We start from the raw sequence: 23263 nt of genomic DNA, 5'->3' as shown, positions 1-23263 counted from the left end.
TCTATGTACAGTTTACTCCTTTTCAGAAAAATTTCAAGGTTTTTCTCAAATAAAAAAGATGGAAACGAATCCATCTGATTTCTTACATACTATCCTTACTTCTATATTCTGCGGGTCTAGCATTAAACAAAGTGATTATCGTTCTTCGTCCTGCTATCAAAAAAGCGCCTTTAGGCGCTTCTTGAAATACAACGGAAGACATGGGATTCGAACCCACGCACGCTTTTACACGCCTACTGCGTTTCCAACACAGCCTCTTAAGCCTCTTGAGTAATCTTCCATAAAAGAGAAAGACTTGCTTTCTCAAAACTTTATCCATTATACCACATTGCAGCTCCAGCCGCTATACTTTCCGTTATATTTTTTTGAAATTTCTATTAATTCCCAAACATGTTGGTTGATGCTAGGGAGCTCTGTGGTATCAAATCGGGATATTTCTAGTTTGTAAGGTCGAGGATCGCCTTCTTCTTTTTTCTTAGAAGAAATATTATAATCAAGAGCAGAGGCATCCCCCATAAAGGAAACACGATCATCGTAAGTCTCAAAACTAAACTGATGAGTGATTTCCCTTAGTTGACTGTGGTCATCCCCGTCTTTTTCTAAGCGATACCAGATACGCTGGTTTAAGATAGATTGGTACTCATATTCATTTGGATACAAGAAGTCAAAGTATTGTTTCCATTCAGGATCCACCAGAGTAGCTGAACTATATTGATATTTCGAAAATTGCTCCATTACCTGAGCAATAATCGGCATGTGTCGCTCTCTATCTTTCAAATAGTAATAAAATTCTATATGACCATCTGTGATGACTACTCCGACATAGATAGCCGCAATGCGCTTCATCGCTTCTGAAAGACGATCTTCGATAAGATTCAAATTAGAAAATTCGTCATAATCTGGAAACCCTGTTTCTGGATCAACATTCAAAATGGCAATTCTCAACCGTAGTGCATAAGTATAGGATGGATAGGGAGCGATAGAATTCAACGCTAAATTTAGACGGATACTAGCCATTCGGTCATCAATAAGGGTCGAAAAAGAGCCCCATTCATTCGGAAGATTCTCTAAATCAACAGAAACCTCCTCAATGGGTAGATGACTATCTTGACTTTTCCCTAAGATTTTTCCAAAAAAACTCATATCATCAAAAACCTCATTTACATATCCCTATGGAGCCGGTGGGAGTCGAACCCACGTCCAAACACCTGCTAACACATTTGTCTACGACCATAGGCCATGTCTTCATTTAACTCAGCTTTGACACATGGCTCAAGCCCAAGCTAAGCGAGTCTATCAATCTCTTGTAAAATCCCTAGACTTGATTTTACCGTAGCTTGCTCATAATAAGACCGGTCATCAGACACAAGCAATCCGAATCAGGTCACGCTGGCTGGTTTTTAAGCAGCTAAAGCGTAAGAATTGTTATTTTTTGCAGTTATATTTAACTGGCGTTTTACATCCGCTAGATGAGTCGCAAAATGTGCCGCATAATGCCTGTCGAATCCGTAACGACCCCAAGACAAGTAACTATTATACCAAAATAATGTCCTAATTGCAAAAATCAAGATAAAATTACTCCAAAGATGCTAAAATTCCCTTGATATAAGGCACCAAGGGGATTTGACTACATATGATCTTTTACTGCAACTGCCACCATTCTAGCCTTGGCTCTTGGCTGTCCTGCTACTGACATCTCCATCACGATAATAGCCTTCCTTGCTCCCAACTCCTCAAGCTGCGAAGTGACGATGATTTCCTGATCAATAGGCGTCGGGCTTTTATAATCAACTTCTAAACGGGCTGTGATAAAGCGACCAATGACTGTATCTTGGGTCAAGTCCAAGCCTTTTTCTTGATGGGCAAACCAAGCTGCTGAAGCCGTTCCATGGCAATCAAAAATCATAGCAATCATGCCACCAAAAACATTGGCCGGCACACCACCAGTGTAGTGAGATTCTGGTCGTATTCTAGTAATACATTCCTTCCCATCCAAGCTAGGATAAGTCTTTAAATGTAGACCTAGCTCATTCTTCGGACCGCAGCCCCAGCAATGTTGAAATCGGTCGCCATATGTATCTTGAATCGCAATCTTTCTTGTTTCTAAAGTCATAGCAGTTCCTTTCAAAAATCAGATTGTAAGCGTTTTTTGATTAGTATATCAGCCTTTGGGGCAATAGTAAATAGAAAGTAGAGTCAATATATTTTAATTGTTGCTATAATCTGATTTTATAAAAAGCACCTAAGTTTTCTACCTCTTTCTTGAATTAAAGACGCTTATTTTCAGCCTGAATAGCCTTTCTAAAGCATAGAAAAACCAAGAAGGCCCGATCTGGCTTCTTGGTTTCATAAAATCTTATAAATTTCTCTATTAGAATAGTTCCTGAATTGGTTCAAAAATAATCCGTTCAATATCAGACAAGTAGATAGAGAGTTGTTGTTGCTTATTAAAGAAGGCTGATAATAAATCATTGCCTTGGATTTTATCTCCAAAACTCTGCATCTTTTCTTGAATGTCTGGAGTCGGCATTTGACCTGTTTGAGCCAGTTGCTGCAGCTCTTTCTGGAAAGCTAGATAGTCATCAAAAATAGCCTTGGCTTCACTATCCGCATTGATAGCCTGCTTGCTTTCTACCACAGCTTTGTACTCTGGCATTTCGCGAAGTCCACGGCTGAGTTCATTGGCTAAATCATAAATATTTGACATAGAGTTCTCCATTCTATATTAATCTACGGACACTTGGTAATCCGTATTTTCACTTACTATTTTAGCAGATTTTTCCAAATCTTGGCGATTTTTAAAGGTGATTTGCAGAATACCGTTGATATCTTCTCGGTTTTCCTCGTTGATCCGAATATTGACGACCGAAATTCCGCGCAGAAGCTCCAAAATACCCAATATCGCATCTTCTTCGTCGGGCACCTCAATAAAGAGGTCATAAAAGCTGTCCACACCTGCACGCTTATGAATTTCCATTTGTTTGCGGCTTTGCCGTCCTCGGTCGAAAAATTCCCAAATAGCTGTCTCGTCCTTAGCCTCAATCGCTGCAGCCACCTTATCTAACTGGGCTTTAAAATCTTCCAGCCGCTCCAAAATGGCTTGATGATTTGTCAAGAGAATAGAGGTCCACATACCCGGCTCGCTCTCCGCAATCCGTGTCATATCTCGAAAACCACCGGCTGCAAAAGACTGGGTCAGCTCATGCTCTTGGCTATATGCTGCCGCTTGCTCCATCAGGCTGGAGGCTAGGATATGCGGAAAATGACTGATTTGACTGGTCACTCGATCATGCTCGGCTGCGTCCACTTGGATAAAGCGGGCATGAAGACCACTCAGCAAGTCTTTCATTTCCTCAAGCGTACCAGGCTTGGTCAGACTAGAAGGGGTGAAGATATAATAGGCATTTTCAAAGAGGTTGACATGGGCAGCCTTGGCTCCGGTCTTGTGACTTCCAGCCATAGGATGAGCACCGACAAAGCGGATGGGCTTATTCTGCAGATACTTTTCTGCTGCAGCCACAATCTTAGCCTTGGTTGATCCAGCATCTGAGATGATGGCATTTTCCTTCAGGTCCAGCTCCGCTAGATCCTTGATAAATGCTATGGTTTGCTTGATAGGCACAGCCAGAATAATCACATCAGCCAATGGAGCAAGGGCGGCAAAATCATCCGTTACCCGGTCGACCATTCCCCGCTCTAAGGCAATCCGTCTTGATTCTTCACTTCGATTATAGCCAAGAATCTCTATCTCAGGATGAGCTCGCCTGATGCCCAGAGCCAAGGAAGCTCCAATCAGTCCCAGACCTGCGATATAGACCGTTTTTCTCTCCATGCCAACTCCTCTCTTCTAAAAGTTCTTGACAAATTCCCGATGGCGGGCTACCGCATCCTTCAGTTCTTCCAGATTGTCCGAAGAGAATTTCTCCAAGACTTCGGTAGCTAAAACTGTTGCCACCACGCTTTCCATGACAACACCCGCCGCTGGCAGAGCCGTAGGATCGCTCCGCTCCACTGTCGCCTTGTAGGGCTCGTGGGTCTCAATATCCACGCTCATCAGTGGCTTGTAAAGGGTTGGAATGGGCTTCATAACACCTCGCACCACGATTAGCTGACCATTGGTCATACCCCCCTCAAAGCCGCCTAGATTATTAGTCTTGCGAGTGAAGCCATCTTCCTCAGACCAAAGGATTTCATCCATGACTTGACTGCCCTTGAGACGGCCTGCTTCAAAGCCCACACCAAACTCAACTCCCTTGAAAGCATTGATGGAAACGACTCCCTGAGCAATCTTGGCGTCCAACTTCTTGTCCCATTGGACATAGGAACCCAAACCGACCGGAACACCTCCAACGACAGTCTCAATGACACCTCCGATGGTATCGCCATCTTTCTTAATCTGATCAATGTAGGCCTTGATCTCTTCTTCGCGCTCGGGATTGACAATGGAAACCTCCGACTGGGCAGCTCTTTCCTTGATTTCTGCTACAGTCAGGTCGTCCGGCACATCAATATCAATGCCACCAAAAGTTACGATATGGCTAGCCACCCCTACACCGATTTCTTCCAGCAAACGCTTGGCTACCGCTCCGACTGCTACACGCATGGTCGTTTCGCGGGCAGAAGAACGCTCAAGTGAATTTCGCAAATCGTCAAAGCGGTATTTCATACCACCGACCAAATCCGCATGGCCAGGGCGTGGTTTGGTAATCTTACGCAGCCCTTTTTTCTTTTCATCCACATCTGCCACGCTCATAATCTCCAGCCACTTCTGATGATCCAGATTCGTGACATTGAGGGTAATCGGGCCGCCCATGGTCAAGCCATGCCGAACCCCAGACGTAATCTCGACTTGATCGCTCTCAATCTTCATGCGGGCACCGCGACCATACCCACCCTGGCGTCGCTTGAGCTCAGCATTGATATAATCAGCGGTCAGAGGAAGACCAGCCGGCACTCCCTCAATAATAGCTGTCAGACGTGGTCCGTGGGATTCTCCTGCTGTTAAATATCTCATACATTTTCTCCTATTTCTGGGATGGAAAGATATGGACGACCTGTCTATTTTTATCCAAGCTATCCAATCGTCTTAAACTCCATCTAGCACTTATTTCTTCAGAAATTCTTTCATCTCTTCCAGCGGAATCTGGTGAATGCTAGCCGAACCCAGCTCAGGCACCAGTACTAGTTTGATAGAATTCCCTCGAGCCTTCTTATCATGGGTCAGGGCCTGATAAAGAGCATTCTCATTCCAAGGCTGATAATCCACCGGCAAGCCAAACTTCTGACACATACGGATGATGTCTTCTGTAATCCCAGCTGGCATGAGACCTTTCTTTTCAGCGACTCGAGAAATTTGTACCATGCCAATCGCCACCGCTTCACCGTGCATGACTTTTCCATAGCCCGCTGTCGCTTCGATAGCGTGCCCAATGGTATGGCCGAAATTCAGATAGAGGCGGACGCCATTATCCAGCTCGTCCTCGACCACAATCTTACGTTTGACATCGCAGGAATGGTAAATGATGCTTTCAGCATGCTCCAAAATCGACTCTGGACTGCCGTTCATTTCTGACAGCTCATCCCAGAGTTCCTTATCCTCAATCAAGCCGTACTTGACCACCTCGCCCATACCTTCGATTAGTTCCCGCTGACCCAAAGTATGCAAGACTTCTGGGTCAATCAGAACTCCGTCAGGCTGGGTAAAAGTCCCGACCATATTCTTGGCCCAAGGCGTATTGACACCTGTCTTACCACCAATTGAGGAGTCAACTTGAGCTGTCAGACTGGTCGGAATCTGCACGAAATGAATGCCTCGCATATAGGTCGAAGCAACAAAGCCTGCCAAATCACCGACAACACCACCACCCAAGGCTACAATGCCGTCACTGCGGGTCAGGCCAACCTTGACCAGGAATTCATAAGCTTTGTTGACTGTCTTTAGGTTCTTACTGGCTTCGCCCTCCAAAAAGTCAAAGACAAAAGTCTCAAACCCAGCCGCTTCTAAGCTCAGCTTGACCTTTTCCGCGTAGAGTCGAGCCACTCGATTGTCCGTGATGATGACCACTTTCTGAGGCTGCCAAAGCTGACTCAGCCAGTTTCCAGCCTGAGATAAGTCTCCTTTTTCGATGGTAATATCATAGGGATGATGGGGGAGATTTACATTCAATTTCATAAGCGCCTCCTTGTTTTTCCTGCTCCAACCATAGAGCAGTTGAGTACGAGTAACTATTTATACAGAGCTTCCAGCTGCTGCCAAATTTCCTGACAGGGCATGGATTGACTTGTCCAAAGCTCAAAAGCTTCTGCTGCCTGATAAAGCAACATACCCAGACCATTCACTGCCACTACCTTCTGACTTCGAGCCCACTTTAAAAAAGGTGTTTCAAAAGGTTTATAAATCACATCCGCGACTAAAATCTGGCTCGGCAGCTGAATACTTTCAGCTAATGGCAAAGTTTTTCCATCCATACCCACACTTGTTCCATTGACCAGAAGGTCTGATTGGTTAATTTTATCCTGCAAGGTAGCCGAGTCTTCTAAGTTCAACACTTGAATCCTACTCTTAGTCTGGCGGCTGATAGCTGCCATCTTGCTGACAGTTTTCTCATAGGAAGTCTGCCGAGTAAAGACAAAGATTTCCTCTGCCTGATCCAAAGCAGCTTGAGCGATAATAGCTGTCGCGGCTCCTCCAGCACCTAAAATGGTCATTTTTCTGCCCTGAATAGCAAAAGACGGCAAGCTCTTAAAAAATCCCTTGCCATCCGTATTATATCCTATCAATGTACCATTTTCATTCACCACTGTATTCACAGCCCCGATAAGACGGGCACTGGGAGCCAATTCATCAAGATATTGGATGACTTCCTGCTTGTAGGGCATTGACAAATTTATCCCAAACATATTATACCTTCGGATATTAGCAACGGTCGCTTCTAAATCCTCTGCTCCAATTTCCCAAGCAAGGTAGACACCATTGACAGCAGTCTTCTCAAAGGCAGTATTATGAATAAATGGTGAAATGCTATGCTTAATCGGCTTAGCAACCACTACTGCTAGACGAGTATGGCCATCAATTTTCATTTAAAATCTCCCGAACAACCTTCATGTTTGCGAGGGAAACCTGGCCTGGTGCACTCGGCTGTTCAACACTGGCAAAAGACCAGCTCGAACCTGTCAAATCTGCAGCTAAGCGAGAAATCTTTCCGACTTTCCCCATAGAAATCGTCACATACTCTTGCTCAGGATTCAAAATCTTAAATCCACGAGTGTAGTTCATCAGGTCCAAGACATCCTGCTCATTATGCGCCATGACAGAAACTTTGACCACTTTTGGTGCCAAACTTGTCAATTCTGACAAAATTTCCATCATATTTTCAGGCGTTTCCTCAAAATTATGATAACTGAGAACTAAATTAGGAAACTCGAGCATTTCTTCAAATTTATCTTTATGCGAATAGTATTCAAAATCAACATAGTCTGGCGAATAAAAATTGGCTACTTCTTTGATAAGAGCAACATATTCATCATCTGACAGATCAATTTCGCCACCTTCTCCGCGACTTCGCAGCGTGAAGAGCAATTCACGTCCAGCAAATTTCTCGAAAATAGCAGGAGCAACATTGAGAATGCTCTCTTTAGGCAAAAAGTCCGCGCGCCATTCGATAATGTCAGCATCATCATAACGACTCACATCAATTGCTTTAGCCTCTTCTAAACTTCTGGGCATGATTGAAACGACTAATTTCATTTGTCCACCTTAATTGTAAATACCTTGAGGTAGTTACTATTCTCATCTTTCTTATTGTATACAAAGTCTGCTGGTAGACCATATTCCGCTAGATAGCGGTGAGGGACTCCTGCAAATCCTTTTTCAATTTCTTTTTTAAACTTACTTTTAGGAACATTAGCTGCGTTGGTCGAAAGAATCAATATTCCATTCGGACTCAAGATTTCCAAGGCCTGAGCTACCAAACGATGGTAATCTTTCGCAACAGAGAAGGTCTGCTTTTTATTGCGAGCAAAGCTCGGCGGATCTAGGACAATTACATCATACCTCAACTCGTGACGCTTGGCGTATTTGAAATAATCAAAAACATCCATGACCACGAAACGATGTGGCTCTAAATCCAAACCATTGGCTTCAAAATGCGCCTGAGAAAGCTCACGGCTACGTTTGGCCAAATCCACCGAAGTTGTTTGACTGGCACCGCCCATGGCAGCTGCCACCGAGAAAGCTGCTGTATAAGAAAACATATTGAGCAGACTTTTTCCGCTAGCTAAGCCGTCAACCAAACTTCCCCGCACCTCGTGCTGGTCCAGAAAAATCCCAGTCATCAGGCCATCATTCATGAAGACTTGATAGCGCACGCCATTTTCCAAAACCGTAAAATAGGCTGGCGCTTCTGCTCCGTAGAGATGGGCAGACTCATAGTCCAAGCCCTTGAAGCGAATCTTCTCGTAAGCTCCAGCGACCTCAGGAAAGACCTGCTGGAAAGCAGCCACTATCTGGTCCTTGATTGAAAAAACAAAGGAATTGTACCAAGAGAAAACGGCATATTTCTCATAGATATCAACCGTAAAACCGCCAAAACCGTCACCTTCTTGGTTAAACAAGCGATAGGCTGTCGTATCCTCCGCATGACGGTAATAGAAACGCTTGTCTTTAGCTTTTTCAAACAAATGCTGAAAGAAAGCTGAGTTCAGCTCTACCTTAGCATAGGAAATCAGCCAACCAAGTCCCTTATTTTGTAAGGAGAGATAAGCCGTTCCCAAGAACTTCCCCTGCTGACTATGCAATTCCACACATTGATCGGTGAATGAAAGAGTTGGAAAATCATTCTTATCTAGAACTAAAATTCCTTTTCTCAACTTTTCCTCTGTCTGTTTATTAACAGTAAGTTTCTTCATAAGCATTATTATACCAAATATTGTGAAAATTCTCAAAGCATATTTATTATTTTCACATAATCTTGTTTTAGTAGAAGAAATTTTCAACATTTTATATATTAAATATTTATTTTATCAGGTGGACTTTCAAGTAAGCTTCCCTACTACCACTTTCCACTATCTATCATGAAGCAAGGCCTGTTTAATTTTAGATATTCTTGCGAACAATCCTGAAGCTAGGAAATGATTGCCCTTATTAAATTACTTTACAAATAAAATAAACTACACACTAAATCACCTCAATTTTTCCTCAACTTGAAAAATTGTGATATACTTAGAAGAAGAGAATTTTTAGGAAATAAGACAAGGAAGTATCTTTCTGTGAAAAAAATAACCAAGAATTTACTCAATTTTATGAGTACAAGGCTCGGTTTCGTCTTGAGCTTGCTCACGATTTATTGGTTAAAAACCATGTGGGCTTATACCGTTGATTTTAATTTAGATATTCAAGGAGCCTATCAAATTTTTCTGGCTCTGATTAACCCTTTCCCAATTGGACTTTTGCTGATTGGACTCGCTCTTTATATCAAGCCGACCAAGCTTTTTTATTGTGTCAGCACGGCTATCTACATCATGCTCTTTGTATGGTTGGTATCAAACTCCATCTACTACCGTGAGTTTACCGACTTTGTGACAGTCAATACCATGTTGGCCTCTAGCAAGGTGTCTGCAGGCCTCGGGGCAGCAGCCATGGAGCTCTTCCGCCCTTGGGATGCTATCTATATCATTGATTTCCCAATTCTGGGCTGGCTTTTTTATAAAAAGTATATCCGCTTGGATCATCGTAGGTTTAATTTCCGCGCTAGCTTTGCTGTAACGTCCCTATCAGCGATGCTCTTTTCGGCCAATCTTTTCCTAGCAGAAATTGATCGTCCAGAGCTCCTGACACGCGGATTTTCAAATTACTATGTCGTTCGCGCCCTTGGTCTTCCCGCCTTTCTCGGCTACAGTGCTAATCAAACCTATGCTGCTAATAAAGAGCGTTCCAAAGCCTCTGCCAAGGATCTAGAACCCGTTCAACAATATATCCAATCCCACTATGCCGAGCCAAACTCTGAATACTACGGCATTGCCAAAGGTCGCAATGTTATCTATGTCCATCTAGAGAGCTTCCAGCAGTTTCTGATTGATTATAAACTGCAGATGGAGGGCAAGGAATACGAAGTTACGCCTTTCCTCAACTCCCTTTACCACTCCAACTCAACTCTGGCTTTCTCTAATGTCTTCAACCAGGTCAAGGCTGGTAAGACTTCTGATGCTGAAACCATGATTGAAACTGGTCTCTTCGGTCTCAACCAAGGCTCCTTCATGGTCAACTACGGCGGTACCAATACCCAACAGGCAGCACCTTTTATCCTATCGAAAAATGGAGATTATACATCTGCTGTTTTCCATGGAAATACAGGTAGTTTCTGGAACCGCAACACTGCCTATAAGCAATGGGGTTATAATTATTTCTTCGATGCGTCTTACTTTACCAAGCAAGACGAGACCAACTCCTTCCAGTATGGCTTGAACGATAAGATTATGTTCAAAGATTCCATCAAGTATCTGGAACATTTGCAGCAGCCTTTCTATGCGAAATACATCACCGTCTCCAATCACTATCCTTATACGACCAGTCTGATTGGCGACGAGATCGGTTTCCCACTGGCAGATACCAAAGACGAAACCATCAATGGCTACTTTGCAACAGCGAACTACCTCGACTCAGCTGTCAAAGCCTTCTTTGACTATCTTAAAGAAGCTGGGCTGTATGAAAATTCAATTATTGTTCTTTACGGAGACCACTATGGAATTTCCAATTCCCGCAATCCTGCTCTGGCACCTTTGATCAATAAAAATTCTGAGACTTGGTCTAGTTATGACAATGCCATGTTGCAGAGAGTGCCATACATGGTCGTGATACCTGGGATGGAAAAAGGAAAAATCATCGATACCTTTGGCGGACAAATCGATATGCTGCCAACTTTGGAGCATTTATTGGGAATTGACTCCAAAAATTACCTTCAAGTCGGCCAAGACCTCCTCTCACCTCAGCACCAGCAAATCGTGACCTTCCGCTCAACCAATAACTTTGTAACACCAAAATACACAAGTTATAGCGGCCGCATTTACAACACACAAACTGGTGAGGAGATCACTCTGCCAGACGAGTCAACAACAGCTGAACTAGAAGCTATACGAACAGCCGCAAATACACAGCTGAAGATGAGCGATGCTATTCAGACGGGGGATTTATTCCGCTTTTACACAGGCAATAACCTAGGAAAAGTCAACCCTGATGATTACAACTACATCAACTCTTTGAAAGCCCTCAAGGCCATTGAGAAAGAAAAAGGTGATCAATCAACCAGTCTATATTCAAAACGTGGCGGTGTATCTTCTGTGGATCTCTTTAATTCACCAAGTTATCGAGCACTTCACCCAGAACAATTTCACTCTAGCACTAGCAGCGAAGAGGGAACTAGCGGAGAGTCCTCCAGCTCTTCTAGCTCCTCCAGTTCAAGTGCCAGTCCCTAATCTATGAGGCTACTCAACTCTTCCTAAAACATTGAAAAATGTTTTGGGGAGAGTTTTTATTTTTGAAGCACAAAAAAGATTGAAAACTTAAGCTGCAAAGCCGTCTTCAATCTTTTCTTAACTTTACTCATATTATACAATCACTTCAAAAACGGAAGCGGTCAGATTTTCAACATAGAAAGGTCTCTTATGACGGCTATTGCCGACCAACAAACGTAGGCGATCCGCATTCTCAAGATAATAGGGCAGGCCACTTGCATTAAAAATGATTTCATAATGTTTTTCATCTTTAATCTCAAAAATGACGATACCGCTGCCAGCAAAGGCTTCTCTTACAAAGACATGTTTGTAAATCTCTTCATAGGTTTGATAAGAAAATTCCTTCTGACTTGTCTTTAGGTGAATGATTTGCTTAATATAATCAATACTTTCCTGATGTTGGCTAATCAATTCCCAATTCACTTGGTTGACTGCATCGGGAGCATTATAGCTATTCATGGCCCTGTCACGGTCGCTAGGTAGGACTTGGCCCTCTTCGCCTGTACCTACTAGTTTTGTGCGAGAAAATTCTTGACCCAATTCCATGAATGCCATCCCCTGCATAAGCAAGTTCATAGCTGTTGCCAGCTCAATTCTTTTGGTCCGAGTGACCTCATCATCTTCTGGGTGCAAGTCAACCAGCAAGTCATGCAGATTGAAATTATCATGCGCCTCCACATAATTAAGAACTTGGCCCGGTGTCAAATAGGAGCCCAACTCACTGCTGCCCAGAATAGCCTTGGCTATGATATCTTCAGTCGCTTGTCCGCTCACATAACCAGCTTTCAGACCACCGTAGACTTCAGCACCCTTTATCGCATCGCGCTGAGTATCATTGAAAAAGCCAATTCGTGGCAGTTGATATGCATTGTCTTTCTTAGCCTTGTCCTCTGGCATCAGGCCTGTTCCCATATCCCAACCTTCACCATAAAGCAAAATCCGTGGATCAATTTTGTCCATTTCTTCTCGGATGATATTCATGGTGGTGACATCATGGATTCCCATCAGATCAAAACGGAAGCCATCCACATTGAATTCTTCTACCCAGTAGCGAAGGGAATCAATCATGAATTTGCGGAACATTTCATGCTCACTGGCCGTCTCACTGCCGACACCTGTACCATTTTGGAAAGAACCGTTGGGATTCATTCGGTAGTAATAATCGGGAACTGTTGATTGAAAAGCGGAGTCAAAGGTGGAATAAATATGATTGTAAACCACATCTAAGGTCACAGAAATCCCTGCATCATGATAAGCCTGAATCATGGTTTTCAAATCTCGGATAGCCTGACCTGGATCATCTGGATTAGAAGAAAAACTGGTTTCTGGTGCATTGTAGTTCTGCGGATCATAGCCCCAGTTATAAGTAACTTGGCCATTTTCATCATAGTCCTTATGTCGGTCAGAAACCGGCTGGAGCTGCACCACATTGATACCTAGATTACGAATGTAATCAAAAGTGGTCTGGTCTCCCTGACTATTTCTAGTGCCACGTTGACAAGCACCTAAAAAAGTCCCTCGCAAATGCTCTGCGACACCGGAACTAGGCGATTTGCTAATATCTCGGATATGCATCTCATAGATGACCGCCTGATTTGGGTTATCTAAACGCCAAGTTGCCTCCTTGCCTTGACATACCTTAAAACCAGCAACAGTCTTGTCCTGTTCGGCAACAATAGCTGAACGCTTGCCATCTGGACTGGTAGCGATTGTATAAGGATCTCGCGTCAAAAAATGCTGGTTTTCAAAATGAACATGATACTGGTAGGCCTTACCAGCTAAATCTTCTGGCACTTCTACTGACCAAACTCCGATTGTATTTTTAGCATGATCGTGCGAGTAAATCTCGCCCTTTTCCATAGGGAATTCTTTATAAACAGCTGCTTGATTATCGGAAGTTTTATAAACTACCAATTCAACTTTTTTGGCTGTCGGAGCCCAAACTTTAAACTCATTTACTTGCCCCCGCAGACGATGCCCAAGCCAACCTTGGTAGCCCCAGCATTCGTCAAAATAATCCGACCGCATGGCCACATCGAAATTATGAGGACGTCGCCGCGAATATTGGTGGCTCGTCGTCGCCGCTTGCAAGGAATAGTAGACCTGATGATCTCCTTCAATCAACCAAACCTCTGTGGGCAAATGAACTGGCAATAAATCAATGTGATAATCACAAGATTGGCTGGACCAGTCTGAACGCTTGACAATCACATGAGCCTGACTAAGGGGCTCCCAACTTTTAAAAGATAGTTCTCCCTGGATACCAAAATAATCTAGTTTAGAAAAAGGTGCTTCTTTTCCCCACTGATCCGTCTGCCACTGCCACAAATCATAAGAAAAGTAATCCCCCTTAGGATTGTGGTAATGGACAATGACCTTATAGTCTAGCATTTTCATTTATCTCTTCATTCTAATTTTTCTAAGGAAAGAGCGCTCTCATCGATTTCATCTATATTGGCGAAAAACTCCAGATGATTGTGCAAAACTTCCAATTCTACTGGTGTATCTCCTCCGTACTCACCGTCCAGATTCAACATAAAGGGGGCTTTTTTATCCAATACTTCTAGCTTCAATTTGCTAGTTTTCAGATATTCAACATTGGCATCCGTCACATGTTGGCCACCATTAATTGCCTGTATGATGAGACTAAGCATATCAAACAACTTGGCCGTTTTTACAAGAATCAAGGTGAAATTTCCATCGTCCAGTTTTGTATCTGGCGCTAGTTTTTCAAAACCTCCGATAGAATTGGTCAAGGCTGCAAAGACAAGCGAAATCTTGCCCTCAAAAACACCATGGTCATGCTCAATCCGTACCTTACGGGATTTGGAGCGTGGCAGCATTTTGGCTCCTTCGGCTACATAAGCCAGATAGCCTAGACGGGTCTTGACTTCACTAGGGACACTGTAAGTCAGCTCAGTCAGAGTGCCCGCCGCAGCAATGTTGATAAAGTATTTGCTGCCATAAGCCCGGCCGATATCCATCTGAATCGTCTGATTTTTCTCGATAATTCGAGCTGCAGCCACTGGATCTCCCATCGGAATTTTCAAGGCACGCGCATAATCATTGGTCGTACCAGTTGGGATGAAAGCCAGCTTGGGGCGCACTTCTAGACCTGCAACCCCATTCACTACTTCATTGATCGTACCGTCTCCACCAGCTGCTATGACCAAATCAAAACCAGCCTTGGCTGCCCTTTCAGCTTCTCGCCGAGCAGAGAAAGGCTCTGGAGTGGTCTGGTAGGCACTGGTTTCATAGCCAACATCTTCCAAAACATCCAAGACTTCGGCAATATTTTTTTTGATAATTTCCTGCCCAGAAGTTGGGTTATAAATCAATCTTGCTTTTTTTATCTTATTTTCCATTCTCAGCCTCACAAGCTATCTAGCCAGTCCTCGTCCCGAATCTCGATTCCAAGTTCTTGGGCTTTGGTCAATTTGCCGCCTGCATCGCTACCTGCCACCACCAAATCTGTCTTTTTAGACACACTTCCAGCGACATTTGCACCCAAGCTCAGCAATTTTTCTTTAGCTTGATTCCGTGTTAATTTTTGTAATTTTCCGGTCAATACGACTGTTTTACCAGCGAGAGCGGCATCAGCTGCTACTTTCTCCCCCAGATAGTCTAGGTTGACGCCAGCTTCTTGTAATTCTTGCAGCAGAAGCTGACTGCCTTCTTGATCAAAGTAAGAATGTAGACTCTGAGCGATAACTGTCCCCAAGCTATCAATAGAAGAAATTTCCTCTTGACTAGCCTGAGAAAGCTTGATCATATCGTGGAATTTCTCCATCAAAATCCGACTAGCCTTGCTTCCCACGTGACGGATTCCCAGACCAAAGAGCAATTTCTCTGCTGAGTTTTCCTTAGAAGCTTGAATGGCATTATACAATTTATTTGCTGATTTTTCCTTAAAGCCGTCCAAGGTCAGCAAATCTTCTACAGAAAGTCGGTAAATTCCAGCCACATCCTTGACCAAGGCCTTATCAAAGACCTTTTCGACCACTGCTGGACCAAGGCCAGTAATATTCATGGCATCTCGGCTGGCAAAGTGAATCAAGCCCTCCTTGATCTGGGCTGGACAGAGGGGATTGATGCAGCGCAGAGCCACTTCGTCCTCGAAATGCACCAGCTCACTCTCACAGCTCGGACAGTGACTTGGTATTTCCAGAGTCTCCTCCGAGACACGCTTGGACTCAACCACTCGCAAGACAGCAGGAATAATATCCCCCGCCTTATAGACGATAACGGTGTCTTTCTGACGAATATCTTTCTCCGCAATATAATCCACATTGTGCAAGGTTGCTCGGCTAACGGTCGTTCCCGCTAGCTGAACTGGTGTCAGATTGGCTGTCGGAGTCACAACTCCTGTCCGACCGACTGTCCAGTCAACAGACAGAAGCTGGGCTTCCTTTTCCTCAGCAGGAAACTTATAGGCAATGGCCCACTTGGGAGCCTTGACAGTAAATCCAAGCTCCTCTTGCACAGCCAAGTCATTAACCTTGATGACAATACCGTCAATCTCATAAGGCAGACTGTCCCGCTCCTGAGCAATCTTTTCAATAAATTCCCAAACGCCATCAATCGAATCCGCTAGAAAATGAATCGGATTGACTGAGAAGTCCAAAGATGCTAGCTTATGCAAAACTGCTTCCTGGCTTCCAGCCTGAGTCGGACTGGCTTCCTGATAGAGGAAGGTTGCTAGATTGCGCTTGGCCACAACTGCTGTGTCCAGCTGCCGCAAGGTTCCTGCTGCCGCATTTCGAGGATTAGCAAATTCAGGTTCACCATTCTCCTGCCGCAGCTGATTGACCGCATCAAAAGAAGCCTTGGGCATGTAGCACTCTCCGCGAACGGTAATGTCCAACGGTTCTTTCAAGGTCAGCGGAATATCCTTGACTCGCTTGAGGTTTTCCGTGATATTTTCACCGATAGAACCGTCCCCCCGAGTCGCTCCTGCTACCAAGATTCCCTTTTCATAGGTCAGGGAAATAGAGAGCCCATCAATCTTGAGCTCACAAATATAGGAAACCTGGGGAAATTCCTTGCGGATTCGCTGGTCAAAAGCCATTAATTCTTCACGTGAAAAAGCATCCTGCAAACTAAAGAGAGGATACTGGTGTGGATATTTTTCAAATCCTTCTAAAATCTTCCCACCCACCCGATGGGTCGGGCTATCAGGTAGGATATCAGTTGGGTACTTTTCTTCTAACTCCACTAACTCGCGATAGAGTCTGTCATACTCGCTGTCCGATACACTTGGCCTGTCTGCCGTATAATACTCATGGGCATATCGGTTGAGCAATTCTACTAATTCTGACATTCTTTTTTTCATACTTCTATTTTATCACAAATACACAAAATCTTCCTCTATTTGTTCCGAATTCTTCCTAAAAAGCAAAAGGACATAAAAAGAGCGGAAATGCCGCTCTCTGACTGTCTTATCTTGTCAAATCAAGTTGTCTAGCAATAAGGTTAATAATCATAGCTCCAACTATCAAGGAAGCAAATTCTCCAATGGCTGTTGTAAACCAAGTCAGGAAGAATGGCAAGCCCTGTAAGAAATACAACTCTGCCGCAATCGTCACCATCGAAATAGAGAAGAAAAGGGCAAAATAGAAATGATCTAAACGAAGCAAATCTTTAATCAGATACTGATTCTTATAGCGACTAAAGAGGTAGACACCTAATGACAGGAAGACTAAAGTTGACCAACCACCGACAAAGACATCAATGATTCCAAAGCTATAGAGATTGGCAATCATACAGCCAATAGTCACTCCCAGAATGTATTTACGATTGTAAAAGGCCATAAAGTTCATCATTTCAGAAATTCTGAACTGGTAAGCGCCGTAGCTTATAGCATTTAAAGGGGGCGTAATCGTAAGGGCTACATAAATGGCGGCAACAATGGCAATGTGTGTCAAATCACGAACTGATAAGTTTTCTTGTTTCATGTTTTCTCCTTTAGCGCATGAGCGCGTGTAATATGCTTGGCGAAAGAAGTTAAGCGCCAAGGGTCGCCTCAGACGGAAAAGCTATCTCCTTCAAATCGACAACCTCACTAGTATAGCATAAATCCTAGAAATGTGATAGACTATGCTTATGAAAACTTTGATTAAAAAATTCTTTGACAATGAAGTCCTATCCTACCTCTTCTTTGGTATGGCAACCACTGTCGTATCCGTTGTCAGTCGGATGCTCTGCTATGAACTGACAGGAAACGAACTACTGGCTACAATTATTGGTGATATTCTGGGTATTCTCTTTGCCTTTGTGACCAACGATACTATCGTTTTCAAGCAAAAGAGACAGGGCTGGCCAGTGCGATTGGTCAAATTTTTCACAGCCCGCCTGGCAACTATGGCCTTGAACTTGCTGTTAACCTTTATCTTTGTCACTAGCTTCCCGCAGATTATCGGTCAATTCGTCCACAACGATATTAAGATGGTCAACACCATTGAAACCTTGATTGCTCAAGTGCTGATTATCGTTCTCAACTATGTCTTCAGCAAGATTTTTGTCTTTAAAAACAAGGCAAAATAGGAATAGATCAGCCCATTTTCCCCTAAACAAAAACATCTGGACCAGATATTTCTGATCCAGATATTTTTATTTTTAGACTTCCAAGCTGGGATTTTCAGCTGTCAGGTGGGTAATATCACCCTTAACCCCAAAATACTCCTCAATCAGAGTCTGAAGTTCTGTCATAGCTGCTTGGGCACGCGCCGCCTGCTCTCCATTGATGGCCTCGATAACCAAGATGGCGTCCTTGGTCTCTTCTGTCAGCATGGTTCGCTGCGCTTCTCTCCAGTTAAGACAACGGCAGACCGCTCCCTCTTCATCATAGTAGATGATTTCTTCCGGTAAAGCCGGCGCGTCAGTCTCAGCTCCCAGCGGGAAAAATGCTTCGCCACCCTTGGCTTTTCCTAGATAAAGACCACCGACAATCTTGTCCAAATCCTCACCGCCACAAGGAACAGCATAAGAAAGGGAAACACTATTATAAATATCTACTAAAGGATTGATGGGGTTAAATTCCCGTCCTTGACTGACCCGCTTGAGTAGGGCTTCGATAGAGGAACGCGCTCCTTTTTTAGTCTTGAATTGGCTGAAAGCCTGCCGCCACTCCTGAATGACATCATTCTGAGTGAAGTTCTCATCTGGAATAAAGTCTGCTGCTCGCTTCGCTCCCTTATCCAGCAGGGATTTGAAATAAGGATCCTTACTTTCATCCACACTATTATCCAGTCCCTTGACCACTAAAACACTAATCTGAGCTTCTGGAAACAAAGCCCAAAATTCATTTTCAACTGTAACTTTCATGTTCTACCTCAATAATTTCTTTTCTGGCCTTTTTTGACCAGCTCCCAGTCCTTGGTAATATTCTCTCGGACGCGAACCAGCAACTTCTCTAACTCTTTCCGCTCGTTTTCTGAAAATTTTTCCAACGAAACCTGCTCCGAATATTCGTTTTCCGCTATGATAAAAGGATAAAGTGTTACCCCCTTCTCAGTGACGAACCATTCCTTGTTCTTGCGGTTATTGGCTGCTGGCCGCTGTTCCACTAAGCCTTTACTTTCTAGCTTCTTGACTGAACGAGCCACCGTTGAGCGATCCACCTTGAGCAAGTCTGACAGCTCCTCCTGAATAATCCCAGGATTCTCCGCAATCCGCACCAGATAGAGATACTGCCCCCGCGCCAAATCTATGTCACGAAACTCAATATTAGCGATGGAATCCAAAGCCCGAGCAATGATTCCAATCTCACGTAAAATTGACATACCTCCTCCTTCTGAAGATAGTATAGCAGATTTTTGTTGCAAATGCAACAAAAATTATTTAGAAATACTTACCTTAAAAAAATTCTATATAGAACTATTTCTGCCTTTCCCTTATCTGCACCATCAAAAAAGAGGCTAGGAAAAAGTCTTAGCCTCTTTTTTTATTAGAAATAGATACTGGGAAGGTTAGCTGATTGATTGTTAAGCAACCTCTTGATATGTTTTGATAAAGGTCAGTACAATCACTAGCTAGATTCTCTCGAGTATAATCTTCACCTTTAAAATCCATTAGTGCAACCTTATTAGTCACATCATATAATACTACAATATCAAATCAGCTTGAGAAGAGCATAGAAAAACCACCTGAAGTCAACCCAGGTGGAAAGCTTAGGATAGACATTTATTTACTAATGCCTCGTTGCTTCTTAACATATTCTTTATACATTTTTGACTTTTTTCCATACCATTCTTCAATGGTATAGCCATATTCCTCACGGTATGTCTCTTGGTTTTTATTGACTGTATTCAAGTTCTCTAGCGTTACTACATTGGACTTGAAAAATGATACCAAAAATAGGCCTAAGAAAATAGGTGAAACCGGCAACAAAGCAAGCAAGAGATACGCTAGGAAATGATTAAGACCATGGGTAAAGAGGTTGATTCCATACATCAACAACCATAAGAATAAAATAACATTCAAAAACTTTTTATAATATTCTGAGGAGAAATAATCCTTTCTAGCACGCTGCTTTGTTACAAGGATATAAATAAGATAAATCAGTGATAAGACAAATCCAATCCAGTAGACGATACGAATTGCCACTAGAGGGATTAAATATAAAATGGCTCTAAACCAACCATAATAAAAAATTACAAGCACAAATAATTGAAAAATCTGAGTCAATAAATAGGCTTTAATACGGTTTCTTTTAGAAATTATATAAAAACTAATAAAACTGATCCAACAAAATAAAAATAGGAAAACAAAAAAACTAGCTGGAGGAATAAGGCTATTTTCTACTGATGTCAATTGTGTAACTAGTTCATGTCCATCTTCACTAGCCAATCGAAGAACTCCCATTGGAAAGTATGAGGCCCAAGTAATCAAAAACGAATATAGAGACATTACGAAAATCATTACTAATATATTCCATCCTCGCGTTGTCTCAAGTGCATCATTAATATCTTTTTGTATCTTATACATTTATTTTCTCCTATTTTGTTCAGGTTACATTGTAAAAGGAGGCACCATCGCCATAAAAATCGAATGGGTAAACCAACATTGACTAAACTTCCTGATCCAGCGACTCTTTGTATCTTTTCGATTCTTTCCCATACCAGTCTTCTATGGAGTAGTCAGATAACTGGCGGTAATCTTCCAAATATTTTTTGAGATAGTAGCCTTGAAAATTGTTCACACTTAAAGCATACAGAAAGTAAAGGAAGGGGACAAATAATATTGGATTAATGGCTATAAAAATTGAACGAAGGGTACCATTTTGCTGAATAAAATCCGAGTTTGAGAAAAAAATACGAAAATAAGTATTAGGAATAGGATAAGCCCTCCGTACCCTTTTGCAAATACAACAAAACGATCGAGAAAATCCGCTCCTCTATTTGAGTAAGTAGACTCTTGATACAAAATTTCGAACGTGTTCTTCTGAAAATTTTGAAATAGTCTAATAAAGTACAAAATAAAAGCAACCGTATATAACGTGCCAGATAAAATCTCTCCAATTATCGTTCCTGCTCCGGCTATACCTACTACTATACACTGCAAACAAAGAAGAAAGATCACAAAATGAATCCATTTTTTATAGTAATAGTAGGATAGTATTGACTGATTTTTTATTTTGGTTAGATCAATTAAATAACCAACAAACCCTACAAATCCTAATCCAAATAGAGCACCATTTATGAGGCTTACTTACATAAATAAAAACTGCAAATTTTGAGAATCAATCCAAATACTCAAAAGAAAGATTAGAAATAGGATAAACTGCATTGTAATAAATCCTAAAAGCTTTCCCTCATAACCTTTTTCATTGAAATCCTCAAATGAAGTTTTGATATACTGATCTGTCACTAAGTTCATACTTTCCTCTAACGAGGCATTAAAAATTGTTTGTTTCATATTTTACCTATTATACATTTGTATCCTTTTCTGCTTGTCCTTCGTCATCAAATCTCAGAATAAGCTCACCACTACGGCTTTCAAAGTGCGATACGAAACGACTTTGGATGCTCGCATTGAGGACAGCACCGACGATTAGCACCTTGGCAATCAGGATAAACCAAAACATGATAATCACAACCACCACTGAGCCAACAAAACGCACATCTAAAAAGCGATCTAGATAAGCTTCGATATAAACAGTAAAAAGGTTCATGAGGCTATAAATGATAACAAGAACCAAGGTCGCACCGGGTAGCACATAGCGGATTTTAGGAATCTTCACATTGGGTAAAGAAAAATAAAGCAGAATCAGCGAAAGAAAGAGCATCAGATAAATCGTAGGCTCTGTCATGGTCAGCAACTGCTGGTAGAGGCCACGGTCAAACTGCCAGAAATTATAAAGAATCCCAACCAGCATTCGACCGAATAGGGTCAAAACGAGCGACAAGCCCAATAAGAATTGCAAGCCTAGACTCATGATAAAAGCAAAGATCCGCTCCCAGATAAGGCCCCGCCCCTGCTTCGTACCATAGCATTTATTAAAAGCCTTTTGCAGAAAAGTCATACTCTGGGAAAAAGTCCACAGGGCAGATAGGATAGAAATACTCAGCAAACCTGTCGATGGCTTGGTCAGCACATCACGGACAACCTTGGCGATCGTCAGATACAATGACTCTGGCAGTATGTCTCTCAGCGCAACCAATAGCTCATCTGGCCGAATCTGAAAATAAGGCAGAATATTTGCCGCAATCAATAACAAGGGGAAAATCGAAATCAGAAAATAGTAGGCCACAGCAATGCTGGTAATATCTGCCTCCGACGCCTGATAAAAATGGAAAAAAGCTCTGAGAAATTCATTTTCTCTTATCTTTTTGATGAATCCTGTCACATCTCTCTCCTATTCAAAAAGGCTGGGACAAGCCCAGCCCTCTATGCTTAATAAGTCCCTTCTTCGCCCTGGCTAGTTAGAATCACAGGACCATCTTTGGTAATGACAAATTGGTGCTCATATTGGCAAGAAAGACCGCCATCTAGGGTTTTATGCGCCCAACCGGTTTCAAAGTCCGTGTCAATCTCCCATGTACCTGTATTGATCATTGGCTCGACAGTCAGAACCATTCCCTCCCGTAAACGCAAACCGCGTCCTGCACGACCGTAATGCGGCACCATTGGCTCCTCATGCATGGTTGGGCCAACTCCGTGACCAACCAAATCACGCACCACTCCATATCCATGGCTTTCAGCATATTCTTGAATGGCTGCGCCAATGTCTCCAATGCGATTACCAACTTTTGCAGCTGCAATTCCTCGGTAGAGACATTCCTTGGTCACATCCATGAGCTGCTGCGCTTCTGGACTAACCTGACCAACTGCATAAGCCCAGCATGAATCTGCAACACCGCCACGGAAGTTTTCTGTGTATTGCTTCATCTGCTCAACATTGTCAAAGTCCAACTTAGAGACATCCAGCTCAGCCTTGTCGACTAAACCGACAACCATGTCCACACAGATGATATCACCCTCGACTAACTTTTGATGGCGAGGAAAAGCATGGGCCACCTCATCATTGAGAGAACAACAAGTCGCATAAGGATAATCCATAACGCTGCCCTCTACGCCAATCTGAAGGGGCAAAGCATTGTCTTCTTTACAGCGCTTGCGGACATATTCTTCAATGTCCCACATGTCAATACCTGGCTTGATCAAGTCTCTCAGACCGATATGAACAGAAGCTAGAAAATCTCCGCTCTTGTCCATTAAATCAATTTCACGTTGTGATTTTATAGTAATCATTATT

20 protein-coding genes, 1 tRNA gene, 1 other RNA gene, 1 pseudogene and 1 riboswitch are annotated in these 23263 nt (G+C 42.8%); of the genes and pseudogenes, 2 read left to right on the top strand and 21 right to left on the bottom strand.

Going from position 1 to position 23263, the window contains the following annotated elements; translation table 11 throughout:
- Nucleotides 1–192 precede the first annotated feature (192 nt).
- From D8790_RS04390 to D8790_RS04340, 11 genes are all read right to left on the bottom strand, one after another.
- Nucleotides 193–280, bottom strand: a tRNA-Ser gene (locus D8790_RS04390).
- Between the two features lie 38 nt (nt 281–318).
- A complete protein-coding gene (locus tag D8790_RS04385) occupies nt 319–1143 on the bottom strand; it encodes a DUF695 domain-containing protein (protein ID WP_125387706.1) in 825 nt (274 codons plus the stop codon).
- A 27-nt stretch (nt 1144–1170) separates the two neighbouring features.
- Nucleotides 1171–1519, bottom strand: a transfer-messenger RNA (tmRNA) gene (gene ssrA / locus D8790_RS04380).
- A gap of 108 nt (nt 1520–1627) precedes the next feature.
- Nucleotides 1628–2113 (bottom strand): thioesterase family protein, encoded by a 486-nt coding sequence (locus tag D8790_RS04375; protein ID WP_125387705.1) that lies wholly within the window; start codon nt 2111–2113, stop codon nt 1628–1630.
- 258 nt (nt 2114–2371) lie between these two features.
- Complete coding sequence (locus D8790_RS04370; RefSeq protein WP_048765128.1) at nt 2372–2707, bottom strand: YlbF/YmcA family competence regulator; 336 nt, start codon at nt 2705–2707, stop codon at nt 2372–2374.
- 18 nt (nt 2708–2725) lie between these two features.
- Nucleotides 2726–3832 (bottom strand): prephenate dehydrogenase, encoded by a 1107-nt coding sequence (locus tag D8790_RS04365; protein ID WP_125387704.1) that lies wholly within the window; start codon nt 3830–3832, stop codon nt 2726–2728.
- Nucleotides 3833–3847: 15 nt separating this feature from the next.
- On the bottom strand, nt 3848–5014 hold the full coding sequence (gene aroC, locus D8790_RS04360; protein WP_125387703.1) for a chorismate synthase: 1167 nt from the start codon (nt 5012–5014) through the stop codon (nt 3848–3850).
- 90 nt (nt 5015–5104) lie between these two features.
- A complete protein-coding gene (gene aroB / locus D8790_RS04355) occupies nt 5105–6172 on the bottom strand; it encodes a 3-dehydroquinate synthase (protein ID WP_125387702.1) in 1068 nt (355 codons plus the stop codon).
- A 53-nt stretch (nt 6173–6225) separates the two neighbouring features.
- Nucleotides 6226–7080, bottom strand: a complete 855-nt coding sequence (locus D8790_RS04350) for a shikimate dehydrogenase (protein ID WP_125387701.1) — start codon at nt 7078–7080, stop codon at nt 6226–6228.
- Nucleotides 7070–7747: a type I 3-dehydroquinate dehydratase gene (aroD, locus tag D8790_RS04345; RefSeq protein ID WP_005590561.1), complete on the bottom strand. Its 678-nt coding sequence runs from the start codon at nt 7745–7747 to the stop codon at nt 7070–7072. Before aroD ends, D8790_RS04350 begins: the two co-directional genes overlap by 11 nt.
- The gene (locus D8790_RS04340; RefSeq protein ID WP_125387700.1) at nt 7744–8907 is read right to left on the bottom strand and encodes a class I SAM-dependent rRNA methyltransferase; all 1164 of its coding nucleotides are present in this window, start codon (nt 8905–8907) and stop codon (nt 7744–7746) included. Before D8790_RS04340 ends, aroD begins: the two co-directional genes overlap by 4 nt.
- A 360-nt stretch (nt 8908–9267) precedes the next feature.
- Between D8790_RS04340 and D8790_RS04335 the strand changes: the two genes are divergently transcribed.
- On the top strand, nt 9268–11469 hold the full coding sequence (locus D8790_RS04335; protein WP_125387699.1) for an LTA synthase family protein: 2202 nt from the start codon (nt 9268–9270) through the stop codon (nt 11467–11469).
- A gap of 132 nt (nt 11470–11601) precedes the next feature.
- On the opposite strand, the gene pulA is transcribed toward D8790_RS04335, so the two are convergent.
- From pulA to D8790_RS04315, 4 genes are all read right to left on the bottom strand, one after another.
- Entirely contained in the window at nt 11602–13899 is a 2298-nt protein-coding gene (pulA, locus tag D8790_RS04330) for a type I pullulanase (protein ID WP_125387919.1), read from the bottom strand.
- A gap of 14 nt (nt 13900–13913) precedes the next feature.
- Nucleotides 13914–14873 (bottom strand): diacylglycerol kinase family lipid kinase, encoded by a 960-nt coding sequence (locus tag D8790_RS04325; protein ID WP_125387698.1) that lies wholly within the window; start codon nt 14871–14873, stop codon nt 13914–13916.
- Between the two features lie 8 nt (nt 14874–14881).
- Nucleotides 14882–16840, bottom strand: coding sequence for an NAD-dependent DNA ligase LigA (ligA, locus tag D8790_RS04320; RefSeq protein ID WP_125387697.1), 1959 nt, complete (start codon nt 16838–16840; stop codon nt 14882–14884).
- A gap of 106 nt (nt 16841–16946) precedes the next feature.
- Entirely contained in the window at nt 16947–17462 is a 516-nt protein-coding gene (locus tag D8790_RS04315) for a QueT transporter family protein (protein ID WP_125387696.1), read from the bottom strand.
- Nucleotides 17460–17582: riboswitch (PreQ1 riboswitch) on the bottom strand. It overlaps the preceding gene by 3 nt.
- A gap of 28 nt (nt 17583–17610) precedes the next feature.
- Between D8790_RS04315 and D8790_RS04310 the strand changes: the two genes are divergently transcribed.
- A complete protein-coding gene (locus tag D8790_RS04310; RefSeq protein WP_125387695.1) occupies nt 17611–18051 on the top strand; it encodes a GtrA family protein in 441 nt (146 codons plus the stop codon).
- A 72-nt stretch (nt 18052–18123) separates the two neighbouring features.
- Here D8790_RS04310 and D8790_RS04305 read toward each other — a convergent pair whose 3' ends face one another.
- The 6 genes and pseudogenes from D8790_RS04305 to D8790_RS04280 all read right to left on the bottom strand — a co-directional run bounded on the left by D8790_RS04305 (nt 18124) and on the right by D8790_RS04280 (nt 23259).
- Nucleotides 18124–18831: a B3/B4 domain-containing protein gene (locus D8790_RS04305; protein ID WP_125387694.1), complete on the bottom strand. Its 708-nt coding sequence runs from the start codon at nt 18829–18831 to the stop codon at nt 18124–18126.
- An 8-nt stretch (nt 18832–18839) separates the two neighbouring features.
- Entirely contained in the window at nt 18840–19289 is a 450-nt protein-coding gene (locus D8790_RS04300; protein ID WP_125387693.1) for a MarR family winged helix-turn-helix transcriptional regulator, read from the bottom strand.
- Between the two features lie 400 nt (nt 19290–19689).
- Nucleotides 19690–20493: a hypothetical protein gene (locus D8790_RS04295; RefSeq protein ID WP_125387692.1), complete on the bottom strand. Its 804-nt coding sequence runs from the start codon at nt 20491–20493 to the stop codon at nt 19690–19692.
- An 82-nt stretch (nt 20494–20575) separates the two neighbouring features.
- Nucleotides 20576–21423 (bottom strand): annotated as a pseudogene (locus D8790_RS11065) (hypothetical protein).
- 10 nt (nt 21424–21433) lie between these two features.
- Complete coding sequence (locus D8790_RS04285; RefSeq protein WP_125387691.1) at nt 21434–22354, bottom strand: YihY/virulence factor BrkB family protein; 921 nt, start codon at nt 22352–22354, stop codon at nt 21434–21436.
- A gap of 47 nt (nt 22355–22401) precedes the next feature.
- Entirely contained in the window at nt 22402–23259 is an 858-nt protein-coding gene (locus D8790_RS04280) for a methionyl aminopeptidase (protein WP_125387690.1), read from the bottom strand.
- Between the last annotated feature and the right edge of the window lie 4 nt (nt 23260–23263).

Source organism: Streptococcus cristatus (genome assembly GCF_003943535.1).
Taxonomy (GTDB): Bacteria; Bacillota; Bacilli; order Lactobacillales; family Streptococcaceae; genus Streptococcus; species Streptococcus cristatus_L.
This window is presented reverse-complemented; position numbering and strand designations above follow the sequence as displayed.

Coding starts and splice junctions, on each gene's coding strand:
- aroC (WP_125387703.1), bottom strand. CDS start 5,014: ATGAGATATTTAACAGCAGGAGAATCCCACGGACCACGTCTGACAGCT.
- pulA (WP_125387919.1), bottom strand. CDS start 13,899: ATGCTAGACTATAAGGTCATTGTCCATTACCACAATCCTAAGGGGGAT.
- D8790_RS04385 (WP_125387706.1), bottom strand. CDS start 1,143: ATGAGTTTTTTTGGAAAAATCTTAGGGAAAAGTCAAGATAGTCATCTA.
- D8790_RS04350 (WP_125387701.1), bottom strand. CDS start 7,080: ATGAAAATTGATGGCCATACTCGTCTAGCAGTAGTGGTTGCTAAGCCG.
- D8790_RS04375 (WP_125387705.1), bottom strand. CDS start 2,113: ATGACTTTAGAAACAAGAAAGATTGCGATTCAAGATACATATGGCGAC.
- D8790_RS04280 (WP_125387690.1), bottom strand. CDS start 23,259: ATGATTACTATAAAATCACAACGTGAAATTGATTTAATGGACAAGAGC.
- D8790_RS04340 (WP_125387700.1), bottom strand. CDS start 8,907: ATGAAGAAACTTACTGTTAATAAACAGACAGAGGAAAAGTTGAGAAAA.
- aroD (WP_005590561.1), bottom strand. CDS start 7,747: ATGAAATTAGTCGTTTCAATCATGCCCAGAAGTTTAGAAGAGGCTAAA.
- ligA (WP_125387697.1), bottom strand. CDS start 16,840: ATGAAAAAAAGAATGTCAGAATTAGTAGAATTGCTCAACCGATATGCC.
- aroB (WP_125387702.1), bottom strand. CDS start 6,172: ATGAAATTGAATGTAAATCTCCCCCATCATCCCTATGATATTACCATC.
- D8790_RS04305 (WP_125387694.1), bottom strand. CDS start 18,831: ATGAAAGTTACAGTTGAAAATGAATTTTGGGCTTTGTTTCCAGAAGCT.
- D8790_RS04315 (WP_125387696.1), bottom strand. CDS start 17,462: ATGAAACAAGAAAACTTATCAGTTCGTGATTTGACACACATTGCCATT.
- D8790_RS04295 (WP_125387692.1), bottom strand. CDS start 20,493: ATGTATAAGATACAAAAAGATATTAATGATGCACTTGAGACAACGCGA.
- D8790_RS04325 (WP_125387698.1), bottom strand. CDS start 14,873: ATGGAAAATAAGATAAAAAAAGCAAGATTGATTTATAACCCAACTTCT.
- D8790_RS04365 (WP_125387704.1), bottom strand. CDS start 3,832: ATGGAGAGAAAAACGGTCTATATCGCAGGTCTGGGACTGATTGGAGCT.
- D8790_RS04300 (WP_125387693.1), bottom strand. CDS start 19,289: ATGTCAATTTTACGTGAGATTGGAATCATTGCTCGGGCTTTGGATTCC.
- D8790_RS04310 (WP_125387695.1), top strand. CDS start 17,611: ATGAAAACTTTGATTAAAAAATTCTTTGACAATGAAGTCCTATCCTAC.
- D8790_RS04370 (WP_048765128.1), bottom strand. CDS start 2,707: ATGTCAAATATTTATGATTTAGCCAATGAACTCAGCCGTGGACTTCGC.